The 19,329-nt window shown below is 43.0% G+C and carries 18 protein-coding genes; 7 read left to right on the forward strand and 11 right to left on the reverse strand.

Annotated features, from left to right (window positions below; all coding sequences use genetic code 11):
• Together ACE1TF_RS07435 and ACE1TF_RS07440 are read left to right on the forward strand one after the other, a co-directional pair.
• On the forward strand, positions 1-510 hold the full coding sequence (locus tag ACE1TF_RS07435; protein WP_375015582.1) for a TRAP transporter small permease: 510 nt from the start codon (positions 1-3) through the stop codon (positions 508-510).
• Positions 507-1,781: a TRAP transporter large permease gene (locus tag ACE1TF_RS07440; RefSeq protein WP_375015584.1), complete on the forward strand. Its 1,275-nt coding sequence runs from the start codon at positions 507-509 to the stop codon at positions 1,779-1,781. Before ACE1TF_RS07435 ends, ACE1TF_RS07440 begins: the two co-directional genes overlap by 4 nt.
• Before the next feature lie 78 nt (positions 1,782-1,859).
• On the opposite strand, the gene ACE1TF_RS07445 is transcribed toward ACE1TF_RS07440, so the two are convergent.
• Positions 1,860-2,246: a hypothetical protein gene (locus ACE1TF_RS07445; protein WP_375015586.1), complete on the reverse strand. Its 387-nt coding sequence runs from the start codon at positions 2,244-2,246 to the stop codon at positions 1,860-1,862.
• Positions 2,247-2,468: 222 nt separating this feature from the next.
• Here ACE1TF_RS07445 and ACE1TF_RS07450 point away from each other — a divergent pair, with 222 nt between their 5' ends.
• From ACE1TF_RS07450 to ACE1TF_RS07470, 5 genes are all read left to right on the forward strand, one after another.
• On the forward strand, positions 2,469-2,729 hold the full coding sequence (locus ACE1TF_RS07450; RefSeq protein WP_375015588.1) for a YciI family protein: 261 nt from the start codon (positions 2,469-2,471) through the stop codon (positions 2,727-2,729).
• 29 nt (positions 2,730-2,758) lie between these two features.
• Complete coding sequence (locus tag ACE1TF_RS07455; protein ID WP_375015590.1) at positions 2,759-3,727, forward strand: fumarylacetoacetate hydrolase family protein; 969 nt, start codon at positions 2,759-2,761, stop codon at positions 3,725-3,727.
• Positions 3,705-4,193 carry a DinB family protein gene (locus ACE1TF_RS07460; RefSeq protein WP_375015592.1) on the forward strand — a complete coding sequence of 163 codons (489 nt, stop codon included), beginning with the start codon at positions 3,705-3,707 and terminating at the stop codon, positions 4,191-4,193. Before ACE1TF_RS07455 ends, ACE1TF_RS07460 begins: the two co-directional genes overlap by 23 nt.
• Before the next feature lie 32 nt (positions 4,194-4,225).
• Positions 4,226-5,335 carry a cupin domain-containing protein gene (locus ACE1TF_RS07465; RefSeq protein ID WP_375015594.1) on the forward strand — a complete coding sequence of 370 codons (1,110 nt, stop codon included), beginning with the start codon at positions 4,226-4,228 and terminating at the stop codon, positions 5,333-5,335.
• A gap of 85 nt (positions 5,336-5,420) precedes the next feature.
• Entirely contained in the window at positions 5,421-6,620 is a 1,200-nt protein-coding gene (locus ACE1TF_RS07470) for an FAD-dependent monooxygenase (RefSeq protein WP_375015596.1), read from the forward strand.
• A 311-nt stretch (positions 6,621-6,931) separates the two neighbouring features.
• Here ACE1TF_RS07470 and ACE1TF_RS07475 read toward each other — a convergent pair whose 3' ends face one another.
• The 10 genes from ACE1TF_RS07475 to ACE1TF_RS07520 form a co-directional block, all read right to left on the reverse strand.
• On the reverse strand, positions 6,932-9,073 hold the full coding sequence (locus tag ACE1TF_RS07475) for a M14 family zinc carboxypeptidase (protein ID WP_375015598.1): 2,142 nt from the start codon (positions 9,071-9,073) through the stop codon (positions 6,932-6,934).
• Between the two features lie 223 nt (positions 9,074-9,296).
• Positions 9,297-10,619, reverse strand: a complete 1,323-nt coding sequence (locus tag ACE1TF_RS07480; RefSeq protein WP_375015600.1) for a hypothetical protein — start codon at positions 10,617-10,619, stop codon at positions 9,297-9,299.
• Positions 10,620-10,800: 181 nt separating this feature from the next.
• Entirely contained in the window at positions 10,801-11,637 is an 837-nt protein-coding gene (locus tag ACE1TF_RS07485; protein ID WP_375015602.1) for an alpha/beta fold hydrolase, read from the reverse strand.
• Positions 11,638-11,650: 13 nt separating this feature from the next.
• Entirely contained in the window at positions 11,651-12,535 is an 885-nt protein-coding gene (locus tag ACE1TF_RS07490; protein ID WP_375015604.1) for an ABC transporter permease, read from the reverse strand.
• Between the two features lie 19 nt (positions 12,536-12,554).
• Positions 12,555-13,505, reverse strand: a complete 951-nt coding sequence (locus tag ACE1TF_RS07495; RefSeq protein WP_375015606.1) for an ABC transporter permease — start codon at positions 13,503-13,505, stop codon at positions 12,555-12,557.
• A gap of 64 nt (positions 13,506-13,569) precedes the next feature.
• Positions 13,570-15,228 carry an ABC transporter substrate-binding protein gene (locus tag ACE1TF_RS07500; protein WP_375015608.1) on the reverse strand — a complete coding sequence of 553 codons (1,659 nt, stop codon included), beginning with the start codon at positions 15,226-15,228 and terminating at the stop codon, positions 13,570-13,572.
• A gap of 21 nt (positions 15,229-15,249) precedes the next feature.
• Complete coding sequence (locus ACE1TF_RS07505; RefSeq protein WP_375015610.1) at positions 15,250-16,470, reverse strand: dipeptidase; 1,221 nt, start codon at positions 16,468-16,470, stop codon at positions 15,250-15,252.
• A 3-nt stretch (positions 16,471-16,473) separates the two neighbouring features.
• Complete coding sequence (locus tag ACE1TF_RS07510; protein WP_375015612.1) at positions 16,474-17,499, reverse strand: ABC transporter ATP-binding protein; 1,026 nt, start codon at positions 17,497-17,499, stop codon at positions 16,474-16,476.
• Positions 17,496-18,428, reverse strand: coding sequence for an ABC transporter ATP-binding protein (locus ACE1TF_RS07515; protein ID WP_375015614.1), 933 nt, complete (start codon positions 18,426-18,428; stop codon positions 17,496-17,498). The genes ACE1TF_RS07510 and ACE1TF_RS07515 overlap by 4 nt, the downstream gene beginning before the upstream one ends.
• A gap of 75 nt (positions 18,429-18,503) precedes the next feature.
• Positions 18,504-19,274: an IclR family transcriptional regulator gene (locus ACE1TF_RS07520; RefSeq protein WP_052364162.1), complete on the reverse strand. Its 771-nt coding sequence runs from the start codon at positions 19,272-19,274 to the stop codon at positions 18,504-18,506.
• Positions 19,275-19,329 lie beyond the last annotated feature (55 nt).

Genomic DNA, 19,329 nt, shown 5'->3' on the forward strand with positions numbered 1-19,329 from the left:
ATGAACATACTTTTTAAAGTTAATCAGGGCATTACAAAAATTGTTGAACTTGTATGTATGCTAAGCGTGGTCGCCATCGGAATTATCACATTCTCAGCCTTCTTTTCCCGTTATGTGATTCAGCAGCCGATGGTTGGTACTGATGAACTCGCATTGTTTTTGCTCGTTTGGATCACATTTCTCGGTGCCACATTGAGTATTCGAAACCAAGACATGATTTCTCTCACTTTTGTGATTGAGCGCTTAAGCAAACGAAAATACTTAATTATCCAAACTTGCACACAAGTAATCATTTTAGGGTTTTCTATCATGGGGTTCATTTTTGGATGGAGATGGTTAATGTCATCTAGCATCCGTGAGGCTACTTCAGTTTCATTAGAAATGCCACTATGGATTCCGATGTTGATTTTCCCAATGACAATGTTGATTATGTCTTTATTCAGTATCGAAGGGATCATTAACACAATCAAAAAGCTGAATAGACATGGGGAAGCAGGGGGGCTATCATGATTATTTTTTTGGTTGTTTTCACGGCATTATTAATTATTGGTCTACCTGTTGCTTACGTATTAGGTGTTTCAACAGTATCTTACATACTAGCAACCAACAACCTCCTGCTACTGGAGTCCATCCCACAACGAATGACAGGGGGGATTCAAAACTATGGTTTGCTTGCCATTCCACTTTTCGTTTTAGCTGGTGAATTAATGAATAAAGGCGGGATAACGACAAGATTGCTACAGTTTGCTAAAGATTTAGTTGGGCATTTTAGAGGAGGTCTTGCGTATGTAAACGTAATGACTAATATGTTTCTTGCATCCATTATCGGTTCTGCAAATGCTCAAACAGCAATGATGAGTCGCATTATGGTACCTGAAATGGAAAAAGAAGGATATAAGAAAGAATTTAGTGCAGCACTAACTTCTGCATCATCCCTGCTAAGTCCAATTGTGCCTCCAAGCTTGTTGTTCATTATTTACGGGGTAACTGCAGAAGTATCGATAGGAAATATGTTTATCGGCGGTGTAATACCAGGGATTTTGCTCGCTATAGGCTTTGTGCTGCTTATTTCTTTTATTTCAATCAAACAAAATTTCCCAAAACACGATCGCGTAAAAGCGATGAAAGTAGTCAAAGCATTTTTCATTGCTTTACCCTCTCTCTGTATTCCACTACTTATCATTATTGGTATTCTTTCAGGACTAGTGACACCAACAGAGTCAGCTGCAGCTGCAAGCTTTTTGGCATTAATTGTTGGCATGGTTCTTTATAGAGAGATTAAACCTTCTGACTTCCCACAAATACTATTGAATACTGCAAAGTTCACATCCATTGTTACGTTTATTATTGCAATGGCTACAATTTTTGGATGGGTTCTTTCTTTCGAGCAAGTGCCGCAGCAGCTTTCATCTATGATGGTTTCCTTAACAGATAATGTTTATGTTTTCTTACTTCTGTGTATCATCCTGTTATTACTTGTGGGCATGGTAATTGAAGGGATTGCTGCAATTATCATACTCGTGCCAATCCTTTTACCAGTTGCCACGAGCTATGGTATTGACCCGATTCAGTTTGGTATTATCATCTGCTTAACGATGGCTGTCGGTCTTATCACACCACCTGTAGGTACAGCCCTGTTTATAACCTCTTCAATTACAGGCGTTCGATTTGAAGTATTAACAAAGTATGTACTTCCATTTATCGCAGTAGCCTTGATTGTTTTGATACTCGTCGCTTACGTTCCTTCAATTACGCTATGGCTTCCGAGTATTTGGTTTTGATCGAAGAGAAATATGACAAGACAAATAGCGACCCCCGTATCAGTCGGGGGTCACTTCTTACAGAATCACTCATATCATTTAAGCGAGAGCGAATTTTTCCTTTGATTTAATTACTGTTACCCAATACTCAATTGGTTCAATGAATGTTTGAATATGCTCATACTCAGTTTCCATTTTTAATGATTCAACTAGGAGAAAAACAGAGTCGTAATTTAAATCATTAACGAACATATCTAGTAAGGTTGCTTTCATATTCATATAATCTTCATAATCATTTGTCATAGATAACTTCTCATCTAATGGCGCCATATATTTTTGAAAGGATTTCACTGCGCTTTGAAGATCTACCATCGCCTCGCACTTTTTGGCTGCTAAATTTAATTCATTAATAAAGTCATTATACTCTTTATGCTCATCTCGCTTTAATTGTTCGATTAAAATTCTTGTAAACGTTGTAGTATCCAAGTTTAAGGAACCCCTTTCATTCATGCTTTTCACTCTTTCTATGAGATATTCAATCCTTCATGCCCCCCTTTCTATCATGTTGTTACCTACTTTGCTCAAAAGTGGTTTCAAACATCAAGCTTCATAACTCTAAGAAAAAATTTGACGTGACCTCTTTTAGCCTTTATATTGTTTATAAATAGTGAACAAAGTTATCTATATATGAATTATAACTAAGGAGTGATGGATCTGTCTACGTTTATTGTATGGATTGAAAGAAAACCCTCCTTCTCCGGTGATACCATTGCCGGACACCGTGATTTCATATCACAGCTCAAAGAAAACGGCTTATTAGTTTTTGCGGGACCTTTTTCTGATCAAACTGGCGGCGCTTATGTGATTAAAGCAACATCTCTTGAGTCCGTGAAATCGCTAATCGGAAATGATCCGATGAACAATGAGGATTGCATTTATGAAGTCAAAGAGTGGAACTACTCATCATGAACTTAATTTTGAAAGGGGTATCATAAACCATGAAACTCGTTACATTTATTTATAACAATGAATCAAGAATCGGAGCACTTACAGAAGACAAAAGAGTCGTCGATCTGAATTACGCCTACAAAGCGCTGTTGGAAAGCGAAGGCAAAGTGCGTTCAGAATTAATAGCTGAAGCCTACATTCCAGCCGATATGGAAGGATTTATTGAAGGTTCTGATGACAGCCTCTCGAAAGCTAAAGAATCTATCACGTATGCATTGTCTAAAGATGCGGCGTATAAACATCCTCTTATCCATGCGTTCGACAGTGTAAAGATTGACGCACCGGTACGAAAGCCCGGAAAAATCATCTGTGTTGGGCACAACTATCGCGAACATATTAAAGAAATGGGTCGTGAACTTCCAGAAAACCCCGTCGTGTTCGCAAAGTTCGCAAACACAATTACAGGACCTCAAGACGACATTCCTCACTACCCGATTTCAGATCAACTCGATTACGAAGCAGAATTCGCGTTCGTTGTCGGCAAGAAAACTAGAAATGTATCGAGGGAAGATGCACTCGAACACGTAGCTGGATACACCATTGCCAATGATGTGACGTATCGTGACATTCAACGTCGCACCCTTGAGTGGCTTCAAGGTAAAACGGTTGAAGGAAGCCTACCACTTGGTCCTTGGCTCGTCACTTCAGACGAACTGGATAACCCATCAGGATTGGACGTTCGTCTAACCGTAAACGGAGAAGAACGACAAAAAACAAATACGTCGAACTTCGTGTTTGATGTTCAAGAACTCATTGAGTTCCTTTCTAACTTAATGACGCTAGAACCAGGCGATGTCGTACTAACTGGAACTCCTGGAGGTGTAGGCGTTGCACGCGATCCACAAACCTTCTTGACTGACGGAGACGTCGTTAGAATTGAAATTGATAAAGTCGGGGTTCTCGAGAATAAAGTCGCAAAAACGGAGTTGGCAAACCATGACAACAAAGTCCATTCATAATCAAGTGATGAACATCCAAGATGTGATTGATCAAATCGTCAACATTTCTGGCGAACTTGATGAAAAGACGATCCGCTGGAACCCAAGCGAAGAAGAATGGTCCATTATGCAAGTCTTGTCACATTTAGCCGAGGCAATCCCCTATTGGGTCAATGAAGTTGATCGTGTCGTCGAGAAACCAGGTAGCGAATGGGGCCGAGGTTTACAAGACCCCGCGCGCTTAAAAGCTGTCGAAAATACCGGTCAATTATCTGTACAAAAAACACTTGGTGAAGTCGAAGCGTTGAAGGCAATGGTAGAAAAGCTATCCACCATAAGTGAAAAACAGCTTCACGCAGAAAATCCACACCGAAACTTTCAGAAGTTCTGCAACAAACCTGTATCTTTTATCATCGGTCACTTCATTGAAGAACATGTTGAAAAGCACCTTAGTCAGATCAAGCGCAACCTCAGTAAATTAGACTAATTATACTTTTATAATGAGAGGCGGATGTTGAAATGGCAGAAAAGGCAGCATATTTAGAAGACCAAGATGTGAAAGACTTCACGAAAGAAATTCAAGAGCACAGCCTGGGACCCCTTTGGGAAGCGATTCCCGCTTTAATGAACAAAACACCGAAACCACATGCAGTTCCTTACCTTTGGTCGGATGAGCTCATGAAACAAAAGCTGCATGAAGCATCGCAAATATTCACCCCTGATCGCGGTGGTGAACGACGGGCCATTTACTTCCAAAACCCTGGCTTAACCTACCGTAAGCCGTGGGGTTGGGCATCGACTACGCAAACGTTGTATGCCGCAGTTCAACTGCTTTTGCCAGGGGAAGTTGCACCGTCACATCGGCATTCACAAAGTGCATTGCGGTTCATCACAGACGGCGAAGGCGCGTATACAATTGTAGAAGGTGAGCGAATTTTCATGCAAGAAGGAGATTTCCTCATTACGCCAAAGAACCTTTGGCACGGTCACGGGCATGTTGGTGATGAGCCGATGATCTGGATGGATGCACTCGACATACCAACGATCTACTCAATGGGAGGGACGTTCTTCGAACCTTACCCGGACCAAATTGAAACACCAACGAAACCAGATAACTTCTCTGAGCAACGGTACAGCGGCGGCATGGTCCGCCCAATTCACGATCGGCATTCAACAGTAGCACCACTCGCAAATTATAAATGGAGTGGCACTGAACAAGCCATTAAAGGTTTGCAGCGATTTGAACCGGACCCGTTTGAAGGATATGCCGTGGAATACATTAATCCTTCAAATGGCAAGACTGCAAACCCAACGATGGGATCTTGGATGCAACTACTGCCAAAAGGATTTCATACTAAAGCACATCGCCACACGCACTCAGTCATCTATCAAGTTCATAAAGGCTCAGGGTATACAGTCATTGATGGCGTTCGTTTTGATTGGAAAAAAGGCGATTACTTCGCCATCCCAAACTGGGCTTGGCACGAACATGTCGCAAGTGAAGAATCTTACTTGTTCACAGTGAACGACATCCCTATCATGGATCGCTTCGATTTAGAACAATCCCAGGCTCTTGACGTAAATAACGGACACCAAAAAGTAATTAATGAGTTTATAGCATATCGTTAAGGACTCGTGCCCCCTTAATCGTAAGGGGGCTAACAAATTGATTACCATTTTATGAAAGCGTTTATCTATACGAGGAGGGGCTACTATGGCTCAAACAACAGAGACTCCATTGCTAGTTATTGGCGGAGGAATTGGTGGGTTAGCGACGGCACTTGGTATCGCTCAGTCTGGACGAAAGCTAAAAGTATTGGAACAAGCACCCGAATTTGGGGAAGTTGGAGCAGGCATACAGCTAGCAGCAAATGCAACAAACGTACTTCAGCGGTTAGGTGTCATGGAGGAAATCAAGAAAGTCTCTGTATTCCCTAAGAGACTCGTAATGATGGATGCCTTTAGTGGTGAAGAGCTGTCTGCACTAAACCTTGGTAAAACCTATGAAGAGCGTTACGGGGCTCCTTATATCGTCTTGCATCGCTCAGACTTACACCGTGTACTTTTAGACGCCTGTATCGAACACCCAAATGTAGCGTTAGAAACCAATCAGAAAGTAACAAATGTGGAAGATTACAATGATGGAGTAACGGTTACAACTGCAAGTGGCAGCAAACATCACGGAGAAGCCTTAGTAGGTGCTGATGGTATTTGGTCCGAAGTTCGTCGTTTGTTTAGCGATGATCAGCCGGTTTGCTCTGCCTATGTAGCATACCGCGGAGCCATCCCTGTTGATGAAGTCAAAAAATCGGTTGCAAACATGGACGATGTATTCATGTGGATTGGTCCAAATCTTCACCTAGTACAGTATCCTGTACGAAAAGGTGAGCTTTATAATCAAGTTGTTGTATTTAAAAGTGAAAGTTATCGACCTGAAATTGAACACACGAATAACTGGGGCACCCCCGAAGAGATGGACAAAGTTTTTGAAGGGGCATGTGAAAAAGTCAAAAAAGCGATTTCCTTTATTTCTCGTCAGCGACGGTGGCCCATGTACGATCGAGAGCCGATAACAAATTGGACAAAAGGGAATGTTACTCTCTTAGGAGATTCTGCTCACGCAATGCTACAGTACTTAGCCCAAGGTGCTTGTCAGGCTTTAGAAGACGCTGATTGCTTAAAGGATATGTTTGAAGAACATGATGACGTAAATATAGCTTTTATTGAATACGAGAAAGAGCGCATTCCTCGTACAACTTACGTGCAACAATCCGCAAGAACATGGGGAGAAATTATTCATAGTACACATCCAGAAAGCATTCTGTTAAGAGATATAATTATGAAAAAAAGATCAGCTACTGACTTTGAATATATTGACCAATACCATGGGCATAACCGATTTGTTAAAGTTTAAGATATCGTGTATGCCGATGGTGTGGCTAACTCTTTTGCCTAGAGTGAAATACTGCACTAAGAACGTTTCTAGATAAACTGTCCAATCTACAATTAGACGCTCAGACCTCTCATATAATAGGAGCACGGTATAATCGTTAAAAGCGCGTCAATATTAAAAGTGTTCTACTAATTACAATCCCTTCCGTACAGAGGTTTGTTTTCTATCACATGTAGATTCTAAGTATGATATGTAGGGATAGCACTCACTAACTGCTCCCCCATCCCCAGCAAATAAAAAGGATTGCCCAAAAATTGGGCAATCCTCACACGTTAGTTAATATTTAGACGTCCTTCTGCAGTCTCTCTCGTTTCATTTCCGTCAGCATCTGTCACTTTCACTTCGATTTCAGCGCCTTGAACTGAAAGGTTTCTTATGGCGGTCCAATAGCCGACATATTGTCCAGGTGAGCTCTCCCACATCGGCAATTCAGTAGGCGGTTGTGACTGACTCGTGAGCGGCAGGCGGATGGAGAACACCGCATTCAAGCCGGGGTCACTATCAAACGCAATTCTTACGGATTCACCTGCTGCAAGCGTCCTATTTTCAGCTGGTTGCAAGTTGCGTATGAGCCCTTCTTCTGGTGGATCAACAGGTTCTCCTAGATGGTCGTCGTCAGCATGCGGGGCACGTTTTCCCCCAACGCCTACACCGATGTAAGCAAGGTCATTCACTGCACCTGGCGTGCTGTGTGAAAATCCAACTTGGCCTCCGTACATGTTGTCTTCGGTTGTGACGATTTGCCAACTGTCTGGCTCGTCTTCACCATCTGGCCAAACTTTGAGTTGCAAGGCAGCTGCATCTCTTTGAAGTAATACACGGTACCATTCATCTTCAGATACTTCAAAACCTGGCTCGGCGATGCCGAGGGTTGTACTTGAGCCCCCGCTTCGTTGCATAATTCGGACGGTTCCGTTCTCGTACTCATCGTCTGGGAGCCGTGCATCTGCATAAATGCCATTCTCACTTCCTGGCGACCCAGACATATGGAATCCAAGTTCAAATACGTGGTTTTGAATGTTCGAGCCTTGAACGAGTGCGAAGATTTCTGTACTTCCATAAAGTTCTCCTACCGCATCCGCTGTAAAGCCTCTCACACCTGAACGAGCGGTATGCTCCAAGCGCAGTGGTTCATCAGCAATGGTAAGCTGCTCGTCTTCACCTTGCCAAATCGGTGACCACTCGTCAGGCTGTTCACCAACGACTTCATCGGTGAAATCAAACACATGTTGCTCAGGATCGCTCACTGGAGGCGTATCCGGCCAGTACTTCGGAATATCATAAAATGCATCGCCATCAAGCTCGTGCACTGAGCCATCCGTCATCGACTCCGCAATTCCCCAAAGACCTGCTGTAACCTTATCAATGAGTTCTTGATCATAAGGAACTTGAGGTTGTTGTCCTGCCATTTCAAATAATACCGCTCCGCTTCCGTTCAAACCGAATGCACCTAACGCAATGCCAGAAAGGTCAAAGGTTGACGGGTACGTGTACCGAGCCAGCCCCGCTTCATGGCCATCTTCTGCATGAGCATGAATGCCTTCTGCCGCTGCTAAATTATAACGCCGGGATTTGTCTTGGTCCCATTCTGGGTAGTCTTCCGCGTATTTAGGGTTGTTATCTGGTCCTAGCGGCGGGTGGCTAAGCGCAATCGACACATCCTGATCCGTGCCTTCAAGTTGCGGCGTGCCCATATGGTGCAAATTCACATACGATTCCACAATGCCAAACTCTTCTTGTAGTTCTTGATATAAATTAGCAAGAGCGCGAGCTTCATTCGTTAAGTAGAATCCGTAATGAGCACTCGTTCCAGGCAAATCATCTGCCTCTGCTTCAAAGTCCAAGTCCGGATGGAAATCACGATTAATATCAAAACCGTTACGGCTTTCATTATGATACCAAGCAGGTTCAGCGCCCTCTAAGTGAGGATGATATTCAAGTACTTCTTCCCAAGAGATATCATTTTGACGTTTTACGAGTTCAGAGCCATCAGGGTTAAGCTTAGGAACGGTGACAATCGTTACTTCCTCTAGTATATGATCTCTTTCACCCGCTGCAAGTTCGTCCAACATGTCGATAATGGCTTCTGTGCCTGATTTTTCGTTGCCATGAATCTCACTATCAATGAGTAACACTTGATCGCCATCGCCCATTCTCGTCGCATAAATGTCGCGACCTTGATGGGATTCGCCTATCACATCTAATTCCAGAAGACCTTCACTCATCTCTTCGATACGGAAAAGCTCTTCAACCATTTCTTCGTAATTCGTCCAACGTTCATCTAACGCTTCAATTGATTGGGCACTCGGTTCTTCATACTCTTCCTCTTCAAGTAGAGCAAAAGATTCCGTTGGTTGCCACAGTGAAAGAAGTAGTACGAATGACAGTGAATATTTCCAAGCTGATGTTTTCAAATAAAAGCCCTCCTCAATTATTTAGTCACCCTAAGTAATTTGAATACTAGCACAAAAATTCACTAAATTTAATTAACTAATTCGAATAAACTAAAAATAAACATTTATACTTATCTCCTCTACACAATTGATGCAGGTCGATGTTATCGAGTTTAGGACATTACACATGTAGCACCGCCCAATCCATCAACGAACTGGGCGGTTTAATTACAATTTTCATGCGTTAACGAAATGTCAATCTTCTCATCATTCCGTGAGCAAGCGCCAAACACGCACGCAGGAAATTCGGCTCGGTAATGTCATGTGTTCGTTTGTCGCGATCATCACCTTGCACTTCAGCTCTCCAATCAGAGTCGATCGCGTGTTCAATAGATGTATTGAAGCCGTCCACATCTGGATAATAATCTTTAATAAACCTGTCCCACCAATCTTGAAATGGCTGGTCACCTTTCACATCTCCCGTATTCATCACAGGAATTTGACGACTGTAGTCAACGATTTGTTCCCCGTCATCAGCGATGTGCGTCGGCAGAGAAGAAAAGTCTTCCTCTCTTCTCACTGTCGTGTCTGGACTCAGCTGGTTTGGAACCACCCCATGAACGTCAACAAGAACACGGAACCCTTCAGCAAGCTCACGCGCACCCGCTTGAAATCCACCTTCAACTTCCTCATAAAATTTTCTTTCATGGTTGGCTTTTAAGCCATATTCCAGCATCCCTAAATGCATGCCCGTCCAAGACGTATACCCTGCGATAAGCACTGGCCGCCCTGCTCCTGTAAGATGCTGTTTCCCTGCAGTGAGATTCTTCGAAAATTGACTCACATCATAATTGATTTCCTGAATGTATATGCCCATATTCTTGAATCTTCGGGCTGTTCTTCCATAAGGTTGGTCATACACTTGACCATTGTGATTAAGGTAGCTGTCCATCGCCATTGCATAGGCATACCACATTACCCCATTCATCGGATAACGCGCATTCGGAAAGGATTGCTCATCATCAACAATCAAATGATCGACCATATACTCAATGGTATGATCGTCCATAAAAGACCACGTATGTTCACGGTAATGGCGATCACTCCAATCCCAACACTGGTCAAGCATATCCTCCACCCGCTCTTTAACGTTATCGCAAAGATTCCCATTCAGTCCTTTAATAAAGACGAGGCTCGCCGTTAGTGCACTAATGCCAGGTGTACCACCATCCATCGGACCGTCTCTTAAATACCCTTCCATCTCGCCACCTTCACTTGTTTCATCGAAGATCGCATTGATTGCTTTCGATAGCTCGTCACTTACTTCAACAGCCAAGCTGTCTTCTTTATGAACTTCTCTAGCCTCATATTCGAGTTGCGAGAGAAAAATCATAAACGAAGCCATCCGGTAATAACGCCCTCCCATATAAATCGGAGCATATTCTGGGTTTGACACAGACCCCCGGTTGTATTCCTTAACTCCTGGTGTAACCGCTGTTTGAACGTGATTACGCTTTAAGAAGTACTCCTCAAATACTCGTTTACTCACTTCATATGCATTTGACATGCAATCACCTCTGTAGGATTCTGTATATTCTGCCATGCTACTACATAAAGAGAGGTTCTTCTTTGCAAATCAACGTGAAAACCAAGATATTTTTTTTCCTTATAATAAACTGACCCTCTCATTAATAGAAAAAGCTAAATAACAGCAAAAAACCACCAAACCATAAGGATTGGCGGAACAATTATAATTCGTACTTGTTAAAAAAAGCGCGAAGTCGAGCGAGGTATAATTCGTTCTCTTCATGATGAGGTGAATGTCCACTCTGTTCAAAAATGTGATATTCATGGTTCGGAATATGACTCGCTATCTCATCCGAGCATTCCACTGGTGTAATCCAATCGTGTCTGCCAACAGTAATAAATACAGGGACATTAATGCTCGGCAACTGATCAACAATATTATAATTAGGTTTGTTGTATTTGAATGCTGCGTTATGTGTTTCATATCGATAATAGATACTGTCCATCTTCTTTTTAACGGCGACTTCATCGTATTCAACGGTGTAAAGAGGCTGAATAGCGGAAAACACTCGTTTAAATTCCTCGTTTGATGCGACCTCTCCAGCGAAGAGACGAATGAGTTCGTCTTCGCTCACATCGGTAAGGTTCGCATCTTTTGCCGCTTGAACAGAATCTTGATCAAAGCGTTTACTCGCCGCAGTATCACGAAGTAGTACTGCTCGTACAGATTCTGGATAGCGAAGTACATATTCTAGTGCAAGAAACCCGCCGTAAGATCCACCTAATATGATAATCGGTTCATCGACGAGTTCTTTTCTCACTGACTCAATATCTTCAGTCCATTGTTCATGTGTGAAAGGCGGTTTTCCTTCAGAACGACCCGAACCCCTCATATCCATGAAGATTAACCGATAATCGGTACCGAGATCTGAAAATGCTTTAATGTCACTTCGACAGTCTCCAAGACCAGGTGCCCCGTGAATGAAAAAGATGGCTTTTCCATTTGGATTTCCGTGTTCTTCAATGTATAGTTCATTCCCATTAATCATTCGTTTCATGCTAATCTCCTTCCTACTTTGTGTTTTTTGGATCTAGTGCGTCCCGTAAGCCATCACCAAGAAAATTGTAGGCAAGAACAATGAGCGTAATTGCGATTCCCGGTAAAAAACCGAGCATTGGGGCTGTCCAAATGTACTGCTGGGCATTTTGCAACATATTCCCCCATGTTGGTGTTGGTGGTTGAATCCCAAGGCCAAGATAACTAATGGCACTTTCGGTGAGAATGGCTCCCGCTATACAGAGCGTTGCTGCAACAATTATTGAAGGTGTAACTTGTGGCAGTACGTACCTTAGCAGCACCCTCATTTTTGTTGCCCCAGACGCAATCGCAGCCTCGACAAACTCATACTCTTTCCATTTAAGGGTTTCACCGTACACCACTCTAGCAATCTCCATCCACGTCGTGAAGGCAATAACAAGAATGACCATTGCTGGCGATGTACCGAGAACAGTTAGGGCAACAAGAACGAAAAAGTAGTTCGGTATCGCCATCATCGCTTCCGTAAATCTCATGAGCACAGCTTCTATACTCTTTCCAAAAAAACCAGCGACTGCCCCGACAAATACACCAATGATAATGGAACAAATCATTGCGGCTAGCCCGACGAGCAATGTCACCTGGCCCCCGTGTAGGAGGCGGGCAAATACATCACGACCCAGTTCATCTGTTCCAAATGGATGGGTGAGTGACCAACTAGCATGAACACCTATCTCAGCAATTCGATCTGGATGATGTGGCCAAACTAGAGGAACTAAAAAGACAACAAGATGAAGCAATACAATAAAGCAAAGGGAAAAGAAAGCGAGTTTATTTTGATATAGGCGCTGCATCAAACTCAACTTGGCTGGAGCGCTAACAGCAATCGGCTGGCCGTTCAGCCCAGTTACGTTCTCCATCGTTATTCATCTCCTAAATCTATGAAATATTCTTAACGCGTGGGTCTATTTTTGAGTAAACAAGATCAACGATTAAATTGGATAAAATTACGACAGAAGTAATAATAACTGTGACACCCATGACCAAAGGATAATCACGGCTTTGAGCCGCTTCCAAAATCAAGGTGCCGATTCCCGGCCAGCCGAAAATTGCCTCGGTGATTACGGCCCCGCTCAACAATCTAGGCATGAGCACTCCGATCATCGTAATCACCGGAATTAACGCATTTCTTAGCGCATGAACATAAATTACAGTACGCTCTCCTGCCCCTTTTGCACGTACAGTTCGAATATATTGCTGAGAGATCACTTCTAGCATTGAAGAGCGTGTGAACCTTACAATGTTCGGTAAGATCGTTGTCGACAAAATCAATACAGGCAACAACAAATGTGAAAGCCAGTTTAATAGATCAAAGTTTTCTCCACGTGCACCAACACCTGAGGATGGGAGCCAACCAAGCTGAATAGAAAACCATTGAATAAGCATCAGCGCCAACCAAAATGCAGGTACAGATAACCCGATAACACTAATAAAGTTAATCGAATAATCTGCAATAGTTCCACGCTTGATTGCTGAAATAACACCGAGGACGATTCCAATGGAAATCGCGAGTGCAAGCGTGAATAAACTTAGCTCAATTGTATAAGGAATTCTTTCTAACACACGTTCAATCACGGGCTGATTACTCGAGAAAGACGTCCCAAAATCCCCTTGAACAGCATTGAAGATCCAATCCCCATAACGAACAACCACAGGATCATCAAGCCCGTAACGCTCAATCATCGCTTGCCTCTCTGCTTCAGATGCATCCATTCTCATTACACCTGAAGGTCCACCTGGTGCAAGATTGATGAGAAAGAACGTGATGACGGTAACAATAAATAACAAAATAACACTTTGACCAGCTCGGTTAAGTAAGAAACGTAACATCGGAATAGCCCCCCCTCTAATCAGGGTTAGTTTTTTTAAGCCCGCCCTTTACGGGCGGGATGTATCACTGTTCTAAATACCATTCATTAATGTAATGCAATGAATCTCCGAATGCGAGATCTGGTACACCTTGCAAAGCGTCTACCTTCACTTGCGCTTCCTGCGGATACCATAGGAAGTTGTAAGGCTGTTCTGTTGCCATTAATTCTTGTGCTTGATTGTAGATTTCTTGCCTTTCAGACATATCACTTGTTTGCGCGCCTGCTTCAAGCAGTTGGTCCATTTCCTCGTTCTGGTAGCCAGGAATGTTATTGCCACTTCCAGCATTTTCAGAATGGATATATGGCTGTAAATCAGGATCGCTTGCATAACGCCACCAGTTTAGCGTTACATCATAATCACGGTTAATAACAACTTGATCAATCATCGTGTTCCATTCCATCGTCTGAAGTTCAACATTAAAGCCGACCTCAATTAAATATTGTTGAATTAATTGAGCAATCTGCTCCAAATCCCCTTGAATTCCGATTTCAAAATTGATGTCGAACGTTTCTCCATCTTTTTCGAATACGCCATTGTCATTTTGTTCCCAGCCTGCTTCGCTCATAAGAGAGACGGCTTCGTCTGGATCATACGCCAATGTTTCTACATCATCACGGTAATACTCCTCAAGTGCCGGGGATATCCCGTGATCTGCAATGGTTCCGTATCCTTGTAGGACAGTATCAATGATGTTTTCGCGGTTAATCGCGTGTGTCATGGCTTGGCGAACGAGCGGCTCTTGGTATTTTTCATGTTCTTGATTGAGTGATAACCAATAAAACTGTGTCGTTTCACGAGGGTACACATCAACCCCATCTTGCTGCTCAATCCGCTCAATGGATGCAGTATCCTCTAATGAAAAGATTGATAACTCGCCACTTAAAATTTGCGCAACGTGTGTATTGCTATCTGCCAACACTTTATATTCAACTTCGTCTAATAGTGCGGTCTCCCCAAAGTAGTCATCATTTCTTTCAAGCACTACGGATTGACCGGAAGTGTACGTCGACATTTTGAACGGTCCAGTTCCGACAGCATTGTCCTTATTAAAGGAACTCAAGTCCCATGGGTCTTCCCCGTTAAAGATATGTTCTGGAAGAATCTCTGAGTTGAATCCAAGGTAGGCCGGTAATGCTGCTACAGGATTCGACAGCTTAAACGTCACTGTAAACTCATCATCTACGACAACTTCTTCTACATCACCGAAAAATGACGCGCCGTTTGCCCCTAATTCCTCATTGAGTACGATTTCGTTAAATGTATACGAGACATCCTCAGAATCAAAAGTTTCTCCATCATGCCAAAGTACATCTTCTCGAAGTTGGAATGTCCACTCCAATTCATCTTCCGAAGTCTCCCACGACTCCGCCAAGCTTGGTGACGGAACTAAGTCTTCACCTGGTTTTGTTAACCCTGAAAATAGGACGCGGTTCACGACATTGGATTCAGCATACGCGTTCGGGTGCCACGGGTTAAATGTAGGGTCAGCAACGATAGGAATGGAAACTTTCCCTCCTGATTGCCCACCACTTCCTTCTTCAGCTTCTTCTCCGGAATCTTCAACTGTCTCCCCACTTGAATTACCATCATCACCGGACGAATCTTCTGAACCATACGCACACGCCGATAAAACACCAAGACTAGCTACGATAAGTAAGCCTGATCTCGCTAACTTCTTCATGCCCCTACCCCCTCCTGCTTATTATTTTGCCCACGTTTCTTCAAGCACTCTGAATATGTTCAGTCCAATAACTTTGCGAATATCTTCACGTGAATACCCACGTTTGACGAGCCAGCGCACGATGTTCGGGAAGCATTCTGCTGGGTTCTCCAACCCTTTTACATAGTCAACCTTTACCATGTCAGATTTTTGCGCGGATTTAATCGATAATCTTGAAGCTAACAATTCATGTAACTTCACATGATCACCAAACAATGTATCTGGTCCAAAAGCAACGTGGTCAATTCCGACTAGGTTTGCTGTGTACTCAAAGTGCTCCATAAATGATTCAATGTTATGTTCTGGATGGTTGCTCGTAATCGTAGAGTGCGGTGCTGCCTCAATTGCGATAACGCCTCCACGCGCCGCACAAGCTTTAATCACTTCGTCTGGTTTCATACGCTTTGAATCCCATAACGTTCTTGCACCCGCGTGGTTTATCGTGACCGGCTTCTCACTCGTTTCAATCGTATCCAGTGATGTTTGGTCGCCTGCATGGGAGATGTCTACGGTAATCCCTAATTTGTTCATTCTACGTACAGCTTGCTTCCCAAAAACACTCAGCCCGCTATCGTTTGGCTCACGAAGTCCAGATCCTAATGCGTTTGCTTCAGAATATACGACACCCATCGTTCGAATACCGAGTCCGTGCAATACGTCTAGGCGATCTAGCTCGTTCTCAATCATTGAGCAAGACTCTAAAGCACCTACAAATGCAATTTTCCCTTCCTTTTTTGCACGGTATAAATCTTCTGTTCGCTCTGCTTTTATGACCATATCTTGATGAGCAATGTCGCTATACCGAATTCCGATATCGTGAATGACATCTGACCACTTCCAGCCAGCTTGGGATGTGATCATCGCTGTGCCATCCATAAAGTTCTCAAAAATTACATCGAGGCCAGAACGACTTAACGCTTCAAAACCTGTCCAATCTCTGCCCTGATGACGGAACTCATAAAATTGCGATAAGTCTTTAGGGGCGACAAACGTATGCTCATGCATCGAGACGATATGATCTTCGTTTAAAATTTGTGTCGCTAGCTCTTCTTCCTCACTACTTACTGGGTATTCGTACTTCTCTACGCGAGTATCTTCCTCAGAAAGCTCATATTCCTTATAATCTTCGCCTGCGTCAAGATACTGAAATGATTTGTACCCGTCATAGTGTTTAGGATTTGCGATTTCTTTTTTTGTTTGCATACATCATGCTCCTTCTTGATTTTGTTTTTTTATGGCGTCTTGCAGTGTTTCATATGGTTGTAGTGGATAATGACAGGCAACAAAATGACCTGGTGTCATTTCTGTTAGTTCTGGTATCTCCTGTTTGCATAAGTTTGTTGCTAAAGGACAACGAGTTTGGAAGCGACAGCCACTAGGAGGGTTTGCAGGTGAAGGAACCTCTCCTCTTAAAATAATTCTTTCTTTTTTTACGTGGTTCGCTTCTGGGACAGTGGAGAGTAATGCCGCTGTATACGGGTGCGCAGGTGAATCAAACACTTCATCCGTATGTGCCAACTCCACAAGTTTTCCAAGATACATAACACCGACTCGATCAGAGATATGCCGGACAACATTTAATCCGTGTGCAATAAACAGTAACGTTAACCCTAGTTCCTTTTTTAATCGCATGAGTAGATTAATAATTTGTGATTGTACAGATACATCTAATGCTGATACAGGTTCGTCAGCAACAATAAACTTAGGGTTCAATGCTAACGCCCTTGCAATACCTACCCTCTGTCTTTGCCCCCCAGAAAACTCATGTGGGTAATGATTCATTCTAGTAGGGTCTAAACCGACATACTCGAGTAGCTCTTGGATTTTTTGTTCCTTTTCTTTCCCTTTATACAATTGATGAATATCATACATTTCGCCGATGGATTGACCAATGCTAAACCTTGGATTAAGTGAGCCAAATGGATCTTGGTAGATCATTTGCATATCTTTTCTTAGATTTCTTAAATCTCGATTGGATAACGACAGGACATCTTGATCCTCAAAAGTTACGGTTCCTTCCGTCGGCTCCTGCAGTCGCAAGATGTTTCTTCCAAGCGTCGACTTTCCACAACCTGATTCACCAACAAGCCCTAGTGTTTCACCTTCATAAATATCAAAGCTAACACCATCAACCGCACGTAATATTTTTGGTTTTGCAAACCCCTCTTTAATCCGAAAGTGTTTTTTTAGATGGGAAACTTTCACAAGGGGTTTTGCGTCTGTTGCACTCATACCGTCACCTCACTCTTTGCCACTTTTTCTGAGTGCCAACATGCTACACTGCCAACTGCTGTCTCTTCCATCGATGGCTCAGTCTGTATACACTTTTCAGTGACGAAATCACAGCGAGAGGCAAAGCGACAACCGACAGGCATATCATGTAGACTCGGGATACTACCAGGGATTGAATATAGAGGCACGCCTCGCTCCCCGTCCATTGAAGGTACCGAGCGAAGTAACGCTTTCGTGTACGGGTGATGAGGGGTGTCAAAAATGTCTGATGTCTTCCCCTCTTCTACAATTTTCCCAGCGTACATAATGATCAGCCTGTCCGACATTTCATAAGCGACACCAATATCATGAGTAATGAGCATAAGAGACATCTTTCGCTCTTCTCTAAGACTACGAAGAAGTTCAAGAATTTGCGCTTCTATCGTTACATCCAACGCCGTTGTTGGCTCATCGGCGATGAGTAATTTCGGCTCACAGGCGAGTGCGATTGCAATCATTACCCGCTGCCTCATCCCACCAGATAGCTCATGTGGATACTGCTTGAGTCTTGTTTTAGTATCAGACAAACCGACTTGAGCGAGCAGCTTTTCTGCTCTCGTCAATGCCTCTGATTTTGTTACTTTTTCATGAAAGTGAATGGCCTCTGTAATTTGTTTGCCTATTGTAAATACCGGATTCAAAGCGGTCAGTGGTTCTTGAAAGATCATCGACATTTCTTTGCCCCGGATTTTCCTCATTTCACTTCCTTTTTTCTTAGCCAAATCTTCACCTAAGAAACGAACATCGCCATCAATCTGACCATTCTCAAATTCAACAAGTCGCATCACGCTTAATGAAGTGACACTCTTTCCGCTACCGGACTCACCAACGATGCAAATCGCTTCTCCTTCATCAACATGAAATGAGACGCCATCCACAACTTTTGTCACACGATCTTTGCTTTTATACGATGTTCTCAGGTTTTCAACTTCCAATATCTTTGTAATTGTTCCCCCTCCTCACCTTCAATTGACATAAAGTTCCGATAATTCATTAGGGCTCACTTTAATGATGGGTTGAATTTCCTTTTGGTATCGGAACAAGATGTGCGCATTTTTCATCGCATATTCTTCTGAGATTCGATACGGTGGCCCAGCAATTCCTAATGAACCAATCACTCTTGCATCTCGATTAAATATTGGGACAGCCATTGCTGCGACATCTTCAAATGTTTCACTCGCACTATACGCATAGCCTTGTTCACGGATAACCTTCAACGTCTCATGGAGTTGACTTGGAGACTGTATAAACTTCTCTTCAACAGCTCGTTCACCTACCCGAGCAATGGCGTCTTCTGGTAGGTACGCCAATATTGACTTGTGTGTAGCTCCTAAATACAACGGTGAACGTCTACCGATTGAATCAGCAAACCGGACAATATTACTACCTTCTGCAATGTTGATAAACACACCGTAGTCATGATCCCTTAACGTAAAAACACTACTTTCACCTGTCTCCATGGCTAGTTTCTGCATTGTGGCTTGTATTTGTTCCGATAACTTAAACTTTTCCTGCGCTACATGACTTAGCTCCAACAATTTAAAACCGACTTCATATTTTCCAGAGTCTTCATTTTTCGTTAAATACCCTCGGTCTTCAAAAGTCGATAAAAAACGATGAACGACTGTATGGTTCATATCAAGTTCTCTAGCCAATTCACGCAAACCCCAAGCTGGTTGTTCGACCGTGAATTTCTCTAAAACGGTTAACGATTTATGTACTGTTTTGGAAGTCAACAGCATCCCCCTTAGTAAATACGTTCATAGATTGGTTCTATATATGAACCAGTGT

This window comes from Geomicrobium sp. JSM 1781026 (genome assembly GCF_041949955.1).
Taxonomy (GTDB): Bacteria; Bacillota; Bacilli; order Bacillales; family Marinococcaceae; genus Geomicrobium_A.